The organism is Mucilaginibacter sp. 14171R-50 (assembly GCF_010093045.1).
Classification (GTDB): Bacteria; Bacteroidota; Bacteroidia; order Sphingobacteriales; family Sphingobacteriaceae; genus Mucilaginibacter.
This window is the reverse complement of the sequence record NZ_CP048115.1, coordinates 3,512,825-3,523,175: the sequence shown is the minus strand read 5'-3', so window position 1 is coordinate 3,523,175 and position 10,351 is coordinate 3,512,825. Positions and strand designations below refer to the sequence as shown.

The 10,351-nt window shown below is 43.7% G+C and carries 9 protein-coding genes; 5 read left to right on the top strand and 4 right to left on the bottom strand.

Annotated elements, in window-relative coordinates:
* Window positions 1–82: 82 nt before the first annotated feature.
* The 3 genes from GWR56_RS15995 to GWR56_RS15985 are packed head-to-tail and all read right to left on the bottom strand — an operon-like array spanning window position 83 to window position 3,801.
* The gene (locus GWR56_RS15995; protein WP_162432220.1) at window positions 83–1,735 is read right to left on the bottom strand and encodes a sodium:solute symporter; all 1,653 of its coding nucleotides are present in this window, start codon (window positions 1,733–1,735) and stop codon (window positions 83–85) included.
* A gap of 12 nt (window positions 1,736–1,747) precedes the next feature.
* On the bottom strand, window positions 1,748–2,980 hold the full coding sequence (locus GWR56_RS15990) for an enolase C-terminal domain-like protein (RefSeq protein ID WP_162432219.1): 1,233 nt from the start codon (window positions 2,978–2,980) through the stop codon (window positions 1,748–1,750).
* A complete protein-coding gene (locus tag GWR56_RS15985; protein WP_162432218.1) occupies window positions 2,977–3,801 on the bottom strand; it encodes an SDR family NAD(P)-dependent oxidoreductase in 825 nt (274 codons plus the stop codon). Before GWR56_RS15985 ends, GWR56_RS15990 begins: the two co-directional genes overlap by 4 nt.
* 372 nt (window positions 3,802–4,173) lie before the next feature.
* Here GWR56_RS15985 and GWR56_RS15980 point away from each other — a divergent pair, with 372 nt between their 5' ends.
* The 4 genes from GWR56_RS15980 (at window position 4,174) to GWR56_RS15965 (ending at window position 8,515) form a co-directional block, all read left to right on the top strand.
* Window positions 4,174–5,082 carry an AraC family transcriptional regulator gene (locus GWR56_RS15980; RefSeq protein WP_162432217.1) on the top strand — a complete coding sequence of 303 codons (909 nt, stop codon included), beginning with the start codon at window positions 4,174–4,176 and terminating at the stop codon, window positions 5,080–5,082.
* A 300-nt stretch (window positions 5,083–5,382) separates the two neighbouring features.
* Window positions 5,383–6,066 carry a hypothetical protein gene (locus GWR56_RS15975; RefSeq protein ID WP_162432216.1) on the top strand — a complete coding sequence of 228 codons (684 nt, stop codon included), beginning with the start codon at window positions 5,383–5,385 and terminating at the stop codon, window positions 6,064–6,066.
* Between the two features lie 304 nt (window positions 6,067–6,370).
* A complete protein-coding gene (locus GWR56_RS15970) occupies window positions 6,371–6,922 on the top strand; it encodes a WcaF family extracellular polysaccharide biosynthesis acetyltransferase (protein WP_162432215.1) in 552 nt (183 codons plus the stop codon).
* Between the two features lie 12 nt (window positions 6,923–6,934).
* Entirely contained in the window at window positions 6,935–8,515 is a 1,581-nt protein-coding gene (locus GWR56_RS15965) for a hypothetical protein (RefSeq protein WP_162432214.1), read from the top strand.
* Between the two features lie 87 nt (window positions 8,516–8,602).
* On the opposite strand, the gene GWR56_RS15960 is transcribed toward GWR56_RS15965, so the two are convergent.
* A complete protein-coding gene (locus tag GWR56_RS15960) occupies window positions 8,603–9,439 on the bottom strand; it encodes a maleylpyruvate isomerase N-terminal domain-containing protein (RefSeq protein WP_162432213.1) in 837 nt (278 codons plus the stop codon).
* Window positions 9,440–9,633: 194 nt separating this feature from the next.
* On the opposite strand from GWR56_RS15960, the gene nfi reads away from it, so the two are divergent.
* On the top strand, window positions 9,634–10,338 hold the full coding sequence (gene nfi / locus GWR56_RS15955; protein ID WP_162432212.1) for a deoxyribonuclease V: 705 nt from the start codon (window positions 9,634–9,636) through the stop codon (window positions 10,336–10,338).
* Window positions 10,339–10,351: the final 13 nt, after the last annotated feature.

Sequence of the window (10,351 nt, the reverse complement as noted above, 5' to 3'; positions counted from 1 at the left end):
TTATATTATTTTATTACAAATTTTGCTTATCAACAAGTTGTATTTGTTATAACAGTTGCCGAAATATAACACAGGCATCAGCCTACCTGAAAATCCAGAACAAAACCACCATGACGGATATCAGCAAAACAGATAAAAACTTGTAGTTACCAAAGCCGTACCATCCGGGGCTTTTCAATGATTCCAGCGGCGATCTCCAGTAAAGCTTAGCGCTTTCGGCGGTATGGGTTGCCGGATAGGCCAGTGTAAGCGCCCCCTGTAATAGCAAACAAAAAACAAATAAGTAAAAAGCCATCATCATAAAGGGCACCGCGCCGATAAAACTGTGGGGCATAAGCTTGCTAAAGGCAAACACAAGCACCCCCGCTGCCGACCCGATGTATAGGGTTAGCTGCGCCGACTTTGCCGACGCCCTGCCCCAGAATACTCCCAATAAAAAAACGCATGTTATGGGCGGAGCTATATGGGCAATAATATCATTTAAACCGTTAAAGATGCTTTCGTAGCTGTTAAGCAGCGGTAAAAGCAATAGCGATATGATAAACGATACCCCGGCAGCTATTTTGCCCGCCGTAACTAATTTCTGGTCAGTAGCATCTGGCTTGTATCTTTTGTAGATATCATAACTGGCCATTGTAGATATAGAATTGAGCGCACCGGATATCTGGCTCATTAATCCGGATAATAGGGCCGCTACAAGTACCCCTGCTAAACCTTTGGGGATAAGCTGTAGTATCATCAGTGTGTAAACGCCTTTGCTGTTCACAACTTCTTTGCCATCTACAATAGTTTTTATACTATGTACATCCAACTGCCCGCTTTGGTATAACGCATAAGCAAACAAGCCGGGCATCACAAATATAAATACCGGTAAAATTTTTATAAATCCGCAAAACAGAGGGCCTACCCTTGCATGGTTTTCATCCCTGGCACCCAAAACTCGCTGTACGATGGTTTGATCGGCACACCAATACCAGATACCCAGTACCGGGTACCCCAATAATACCGCATACCACGGCAGCCCGCTGGAATCGCCATGGGGGCGCATCATAGACAGTTTACTCAGCTCGTTCTTTTGCTGCAGCACATGCACCATACTATCCCATCCGCCCGCTTTGTTGTAAGCCACAACGCTCATAATAACAGCTCCTGATAGCAGCACTACGGTTTGAATAGACTCGGTAACTACAACTGCCTTTAGTCCGCCTACCACCGTGTAAACAGTAGTTATCACCGAAATGATAATAATGCTGGTATACATATTAACGCCAAACAGTGTTTGCAGAACAATGCCACCCGCCAGTAATGAGAAAGATATATGTATGATTATAGCTGATAGTATTGATATAAATGCCAGCCAGTCGCGGCTGGCGCGGTTGTAACGTTTCTCTAAAAAGTCGGGCAAGGTTGATACTCCTGATTTGATGTAGAACGGCACGAAGAACACCGCAAGTAAAATAAGCGTGAACGATGCCATCCACTCAAAGGTGCCATTAAGCAAGCCGGTATCAAAACCGCTTTGTGCAAGGCTCACCAGGTGCACGCACGATATGTTAGTAGCAAAAAGCGCCAGTCCTATCATGGGCCAGCGCAAACTTTTGCCTGCCAGGAAATAATCGCTCGCGACGTTTGTTTTTTTACTTGCCGACCGATGCCGGAGGCCGGTCCATAAACCTATTGCCAGGATCAGGATAACATACAGAATACTTACGGTGGCATCAAACGATCCTATCATGGCTATGCGGTGTTAATTCTTTAAAATAAGCAGGTCGCAACTGCTGCCGGCTTCCTGCGGTGTCACGTAAATGCCATTTACAATTTTAGCAGGATTTACGAAATGCTTTTGCAAATGGGGAATATGCTCCAGGAATAAGGCCTGGTGCCCCATGGCGATATGGTTAAATAAAACCAGGTGCTGATGTAACTGGCCCATATCGCCCACATGCGGCACAACCGGCACACCAAATTTTTTGCACATCAGGCTTATGGTAATAAACTCACTCACTCCGCCTACCCGTACGGCATCTACCTGCATAAACGAAGATGAACCGGCTTGCAAATAATTTTTAAAAATGATCTTATTAGGCACGTGCTCACCCAGCGCAAGCCGTACCGGGGCAATGGCGTCTGCCAGTTTGGTATGCGCGGTTACATCGTCTGGGTGTGTGGGTTCCTCAATCCAGTACGGGTTCATATTCTTTAACCGGGTACAAATATCAATTGCCCGCGGCAGATTCCATTGCTGGTTAGCGTCAAGCATCACCTTAACGTCATCGCCGGCAACTTCGCGTACGATATGCGCCCTGCGGATATCCCGGTCAGGATCAGCGGATCCTACCTTTAGCTTCATGGCGGTAAAGCCTTGCGCCAAAGCTTTTTTGCAGTTTTCCCTAACCATTTCGTCAGGATAATTAAACCAGCCCACGGAAGTATCGTAACCCGGATACCCTTTATCTAAAATGCTTTTCCTTGCTTCCTTTTGCGACTGCTGTTCGGTAAGCATACTCACTGCCTGGTCATAGGTCAACTCGTCTTCCAGGTACGACAGGTCGAGCGTATTTACAATTTGCTCAGGCGATAGCTCTGTAAGCAATTTCCACAATGGAACACCCCTTTTTTTGGCCCACAGATCATAACAAGCGTTGGTTACCGATGCCAGGGCCAGATGAACAACACCTTTATGTGGCCCAAGCCAGCGAAATTGCTGGTCGTTAGATAGCGTCCTGAATAATTCGCCAAAGCTGGCCATGGTTTCTTCAATATCCCTACCTGTTAGCAGGCGGGCATAGTATTCCGCTGCCCGGCAAACCAGGTTGTTACCCTCTCCCAAAGTGAAGGCAAATCCCGTTCCGGTTAGGCCGCTATCGTCTGTTAGCTGCGTTACTGCGTATGAGTATACCGGATCGCGGTGTATAGCATCGCTGCCGGCGTTACCATCCAGCGGGAAACGAATGTCTGACACTTTTATCTTCGAGATCATGATAGGGTTACTTTTTCATCAACGATGGCGTTAGCGCGTCCGGGTTGCCCCGTATATCTGCGATACCCTAACTCGGCCCCGCCCGACACAGGCAGGATGCACCCGGTAATAAAACGCGCTTGTTCAGATACCAGGAAGAGGCAGGCATCGGCCACAACATCACCTTCGGGGCAGTACCCTAACGGGTGGATCCCGTCCAAATAGGTTTCTATATGAGCTGCGTTGGGTTGCTGACTGCTCCACCGCCTCAGCATGGGGGTCCATACACCTGCAGGAGCCACAGCGTTAACACGCACCCCATACGGTGCATAATCAAGCGCCATAGATTTTGTAAGGGCATTAACTGCACCTTTAGTAGCAGTATAAGCCGCATGAAGTTCCTGCCCAATATCGCCAACAAGGCTGCTGCTGTTAAGTATATTGCCGCTGGTAGCTTTTAAAGCTTCGATACCAAATTTTGTAGTATTATAAATGCCTTTAACGTTTACATTAAAAACCCTGTTCCACTCTTCGTCAGTAGTGGCGCAAACGGTTTTAGATGGGTTAGACACCCCCGCATTGTTATGAATGATGTTTATTTTACCGAACCTGGCCAGGGTTTCGGCAATTGCCCGCTGCACATCCGCAGCGCTTGAAACATCCGCAAGAATGTAATGAATATTATCATCGAAAAATTGCGATCGGCATTGCTGTAAACTGTTTTCTTTATGAGTTATGATGCTAACCTTTGCCCCGGCCCGGTGGTAAACCGCGGCGCATTCATAGCCGATGCCTTCGGTACCGCCGGTTAAAAAAACAACCTTATCTTTTAGTAATTGCATAAATGTGCACAATAATTTAATACAAGCCCGCAATTAATACCTGCACTGATTGATACGATACTAAAACGGCTGTATTTTGTATGACCCCGCGTTCTTTATCTTAGTCAGTCCCCCTCAAAAAAGCCAGGCTTCTACCGGTTGATACTTATAATTGGTTTATTAAATACGGTGACCAAATTTAGTTTCCGGCAAAAAGTTATCTAATAGCCAATTCATCTATTTTAATGGATAATTCTATCGGTATTTGAAAATTGTTATCGGTTATTTGTCAATAACCATTATTATTACATTAAAAAAAACTTACTTTGGTACAACCAAGCGGCATTATTGCCCACCTAATGGAATATTCTATTAATTACAATTATTAAAAACATGGCTGGTTCTTTTAAAAGGAAGGATGGTTTTGAAGGTGAAAAGCTAATGAGCTTGCCACAAAAAATACTGAAGGACTTTGTAAAAAAATACCCTTCGATATTTAATATTTACATCACGCAAATAGGTTATTTCCCGCAGGCGTCCTACCATTACAAGGAACGGCGAAAAGGCTGCGAAGACAATATATTGATATATTGCCTGAAGGGAAAAGGGTATTATATAATTGACAAGAAAAAGTTTGAGGTTACCCCTAACCAATTCTTTATACTGCCTGCCACCGAGGTTTATATGCGCTACTGGGCTGATGAAGAAGACCCATGGACTATTTACTGGGTGCATTTTACCGGAGACGATATCGCCACTTTTAACTCGTCGTTAAACATTGGGTTGTTTAAAGGCCCGGTACAGATCCCTTTCAATAATAAGGCGCTTGATATCTGGAACAATATATATCAAAACCTGGAAATGGGCTACAGTAAAGAAAACTTGTGCAATGCAACCTTTTGCCTGTATAATATGATAGCCACCTTTTTGTTCCCGGATAAACATGTGGTAAGCGAACCAAACGATGCCCCGGATATTATAACAACAACCATTATCAATATGAAGAACAATATTGAAAAGAAAATGACTGTTGAAGATATGGCGGGGCAGCACAAGCTTTCCAGTTCGCATTTTTCCAGCCTGTTCCGAAAGGCTACCGGTATGCCCCCTATCGATTATTTTATACATCTTAAAATGCAGAAAGCCTGCCAGTACCTTTATGCAAACGAAGCCAAAATAAAAACCATAGCGATGGATCTGGGGTATGATGATCCGTACTATTTTTCGCGCGTGTTTAAAAAGTATATGGGGATGTCGCCTGAGCAGTATAAACTTACCACCAACGTTCGGTCGCAGGTGTAGGGATAAACAAAGTTAGCAAAGTGATGCGCCGTTGCAGTAGTCAGGCTACGATCCAATCCATCCTACCGGTAAGCAAGTAACCGAACCTGGCAAATGTTCAATTTTAATATTGGTAAAATAATACCCGTTCATCAAGCTGACGGTACAGGCAGAGATTTAAAATTTACTTTGAAAAACGCGCTTTAACAGCCCGTAAGTAGCTTTGTTACAATAGTGTACATTTTAGAAAATGTAGTGTAATCATCTGCATTGGCGGCAGTTTAACTTCGGGTTAATTATTTAACCAAATTCAAACACGTTATGAAAAAACTTAATCAACTGTCTGTAGGCGGCGCGTTGCTGCTGGCACTGTGTTTTGGCTGCGCTAAAGACGCGAACAAACCAAGTACTACACCTAACAAGGCCGAAGCGACTGTGCCACGCGCGGCCGTACCCCAAAGCGCTTTCAATCTTTGGCAAACATGTAACGGCACGCCTTACAACATTTCGGGTACCAATGGTATTTGCGTACCAGTGGGCAATTGCAGCACTGATATTGATGCAGCACAGCAAAAAAGCGGACAGAATGCAACCGGCATGCAATTTAACGGCTGCTTTAAAGGGGGCTCAAACGCCTATAGCTCGGCAAGCGAGCAAGCGGTTTTTTTGGCCGACAATGTTTCGCAGTGGAACGGTAACGAAATGGGCTTTGTGAAAACCCTGAATGACAACGCGCTGAAGGCGTATTTGCAGGGTGGCGGCCAATACTATACACAAGTGTTATCCATTAACGATAACGGTTATCATACTTATAAGTGCCAGGCAAGGTCAAGCAATACACACCAGGTTGATTTTTATGTAGACGGCGTATACAAATGCACCCTTACTAATAATAGTGGCAGCTACTATAATAAATACTACTACTTTGTAGGCACCAACCACTGGTACGGCGGTTCAAACCCTACTGGCCAGCAAATTGAAATGTACAACATGACCACTTATTAGCGCTTACCATAACCCTTAAAACAATAAATGCCGCCTTAAAGTGGCATTTATTGTTATTTTTTTTCGAGCGTCAACACTATTTCGTTAAAATCAGATTCAGCTTTGATTATGACCTGAACGGATCAAACTGATTTTCCAGGCACATTTGTACTTTGTTTTACGAGTGAAATTAAAACATATACTTCATCAACGGTTTGCGCCGGAAGCTTTGGTCACCTGTCTTGCTTTTGCTGTGCAAATATGTACTTTTGAAATTGCAAGCCCTTAATTGGTGATCTTGTGCTTTTTCAGCCGAACGACGATAATGCCAAAAACCCTTCTTTCTACATATAACAATTATCCTTATAAGCCAGGTGGCGGCGTTGTTAAAAGGTTTTTATGGTATTATGTCAATTTAATATTCTTTAAATCGGGCTGGTTTCCTTTTAATGCTTTCAAGATATTTTTATTGAGGCTGTTTGGTGCTCAAATTGGCAACGGTGTTATAATAAAACCCGGGGTTAATATAAAGTACGCATGGAATCTTAAAATCGGCACACACAGCTGGATAGGCGAAAGTGTTTGGATCGATAACCTGGCACCTGTTATCATTGCGGATAACGTTTGCATATCCCAGGGAGCCGTGCTGCAAACAGGTAGCCACAATTACAAAAAAGAATCATTTGAGCTGATAACCGGAAACATAACTATTGAAGATGGTGTGTGGATTGGCTGCGGCGCTATACTAAACCAGGGCATAACTGCCGGCAGCCATAGTATAGTTACAAGTGGATCTGTAGCCAACAAAAACCTGGAGCCGTATTTTATTTACCAGGGCAACCCTGCTGTTAAGCTGCGGCCCCGAATTATGGAATAATATAACCTGCAAATGCAAAATAGATATTTGCCGATACACACCCTAATACTGATAGTGCTGTTTGTAGTAGCCGTCGTATTGTGCGTACTTACTTTTACAACTCCCCCTGCTATTTTCCCCGACGCCAGCTGGGGGTTTCTTGTTTTGCGCTCTATGCAAATGGGCGGCAGTTTCAATATCTACACACACCCCGCTCAGCAAAATATCGCTTTAAATGCAAGTGAATTCATTTCGTGGTGGTCGCCGGGCCAATACCTGCTTCCCCAGTTTTTTAAAATGGTATTTGGCGTTAATACCGGGCATGCCTCTGCTATTACTATTGCCGTTTGCCAGGTTACCGGTCTTGCGGGTTTCTATATGTTTTTCAAAAAGGTGGGTTTTACGCCGTTGGTTAGCGCTTTAAGCCTCGTTGTGATCATTTGTCAACAAGCGTATTTTACGCCGCATATTTTTTATACCGGCGGAGAAGTACTAATTTTTGCCTTTGCCGGATGGTTTTTATATGGGTGCGTTAAATTTGCAAACCCCGATTACAAACTGCTTTTGTTTGTGCTTTTTTCGGGGTGGATAGGCTTTTTCTGTAAGTCCTCGTTTATATGGATATATGCAGCGGGCCTGTTATTTATATGGATATCCATTTCCTTTGGCCTTAAAGGTATTAAAGCCTGGGTAATCAACAGTTCATGGATAGCAATACCCGCAATTATATCCGTAACCGTTATATACACTTTGTATTTAAGCAAAGGACTTAACCCGGTATCAGCACCAAACGGTTTCAGCTTAAGCTGGAAAACACTGGCCTTCCCTGTGGCATCTCCCCTGCTTTCCGGATTTTCTGTAGACGACCTTTTTAACGGCCTTATATTCCACAACGATGTGGCCATACTATCGCCGGAATGGGCTTTGGCTGTAATGCTGGCGCTGGCTGTGATAAGTGTAATATTAGTGTGTGCCGTATACAAACAAAACCTGAATAAAAATTACCGGTTGATCCTCGTTATATTTTACGGTGTATCCATCCTGTTTTTTGCTTCGGCTTATATGCGCAGGCTGGATATTTCTTACGAGGCCCGCCACTTCAGGATAATTGGTTTAATAATTATCCCCGGCGTATTGCAGCTTTTTAGCCGCTATAAGCCGGTTTACCGGGTTGTGTTAGGATCAATGGTTGCAGCTATACTTTTTTTCAGCCTCAATTTTTATTTAACAGGATACAAAGGTTTAAAAACTGACGTTGCCTACGGAACATCAGGTATTGGCCAGCAGTTTATTGATCAGCAAAGCCTTGATTACATTAAGCTGCTCGACGACAAAAATAACAACGCCGTTTTTGTTTTTTTTAGTCCGGATATTGGTTTAGAGGTACGGCACAACCGTGTAATTATCCTGCCCGGGTTAAATAAGGATATCAATATAAACTTTGATGAATACCTTTATAAAGGCCATGCAGGGCCGTTATATATTTTAATGCCTTCGTATTATATGGGTATAAGGGCAAGCGTTATCTTAAAATCATTTCCGGGTTACAAAGGCTTTTCGCTTAAAGAGTTAAGTGATAATTATGTTTTGTATTTTGCAACAGAAGCGCGTTAACAATTTAACAGCATCAACCGTGCTTAATGCTGTCAACCCAAATTGCCTATAAGAAAAGTATTGGTGCACACCTAAAGTATGTTGCCGCTATGCCATAACCGAAACCATGTTAAGTACTGTTTGGCCAAGCTCCTGATCGCCGGTAATAATTACCTTATCTTTTATTTGATCCGGTCTTAAGCTTTTCGAAAAAAGCTTCCAGGCGGTATCCGGATCAATTATAATTTCGGTGTCAGGCTGCACTCCATTCTCTTTGCTTAACGTCCAGCCATTATCCGCCCGTACCAGAAACCATGCCCCGCCAATATCGGTAGTTATCGTTGTTTTTACCACCGTGCCATTTTCGGCTAAAACATTTCGGTAAGTATGCGGTAAAGCAAGCATAAAAATGTCGATAAACGGGTAATAAAGTTCAGGGGTCATTAAGCCGGGTTTATTTACAGCATCGCGTATCTGCTGCTGGTGCAGCCATTTTTCCGTGTATTCGCGCGCAATTTCCATCCAGTTTCTGCTTTCCATTTCGCCCGCCCACTCTACGGCAAAAGCCGATCTGCCCCACGGGTCAACCGATTTAAAGTAATCGCAAAAAAGCGGTCCTGTTATCTCATGTAAAACGATAAGCATTTGCGGGCTTACCCTTTTCATGGCTTTTACCCAATCGGCATTAAGGCCGTTTAAAAAATCCAACAGGTCCTGGCGCGATTTTATATCAGGTTGCTCGCCATAAAAACCGTCGCGCAGAATGGATAATATGCGTATGTTGGTATCCAGCAGATGTGCAACCACATCCTTCACTACCCACAACTTTGCTATCGTCTGCTTTTCCCATTCTTCAGGTGTGAGGGACATCAGTAGTTCAATAAGCTTTTTATCCAGAACGGGCAGCAGGTTTACTACATCAATAGGAACAGGCGGTTTGGTCATGACGTTAGGATTGATCGTGGCTCAAATAACCGTAATTTTCTTTAAAAAATCTGATTTTTTTCCGGGCAAATTGGAGTAAAACCGTTGCTTTAAAGAAGAATAAAATAGTCTTGTTTATAATTACAACCATAACTATAGGTTAAAATATTAACTATCCGATTAAACAAGGACGGGTCTTTGTATGTTAATAATTTATGGACCCATCCGGCTATGAACACTTTTCGCCTGCAGAAGCTATTGCTTACCAGGAAGAGTTACGCCATAAAATCCGGATCCGTGAATTGACCACCCCTATCAATACCATCGCCGGGGCCGATATATCCTTCGACAAAGACTCGGCAATACTCTATGCCGGAATTGTAGTTTTCAAATACCCGGCGTTAACTGTTATAACTACTTCAACTGCAATATCGCATACGGAGTTTCCGTACATTGCCGGGTTGCTGGCTTTCAGAGAGTTGCCCGCACTGTTTAATGCTTGGAACAATCTTTACATTAAACCCGACCTGCTGATACTTGACGGCCAGGGCATAGCGCACAAACGGCGGCTGGGCATAGCCACACATTTTGGCTTACTGGCCAACGTGCCAACCATTGGCAGCGCCAAAAGCAGGCTGCATGGCACCTATGATGAACCTGCCCCCGAGATGTTTGCTCAGAGCCCGATGTATGATCAAAACGAACAGATAGGCGTGGCGCTGCGCAGTAAGCAGCATTGTAATCCTATTTATATATCGCCGGGGCACAATATCAATATTCAACAAAGTGTTGATGTAATAATAAATTGTATTCGTGGCTACCGCATGCCCGAGCCTACAAGACAGGCGAGTTCTTTAGTGAACAGGATCAGGGAAGAAAACAGTGAAAAACCCAGCCCTCAATACAATTTATTTGATTGATATCCGTATAGTA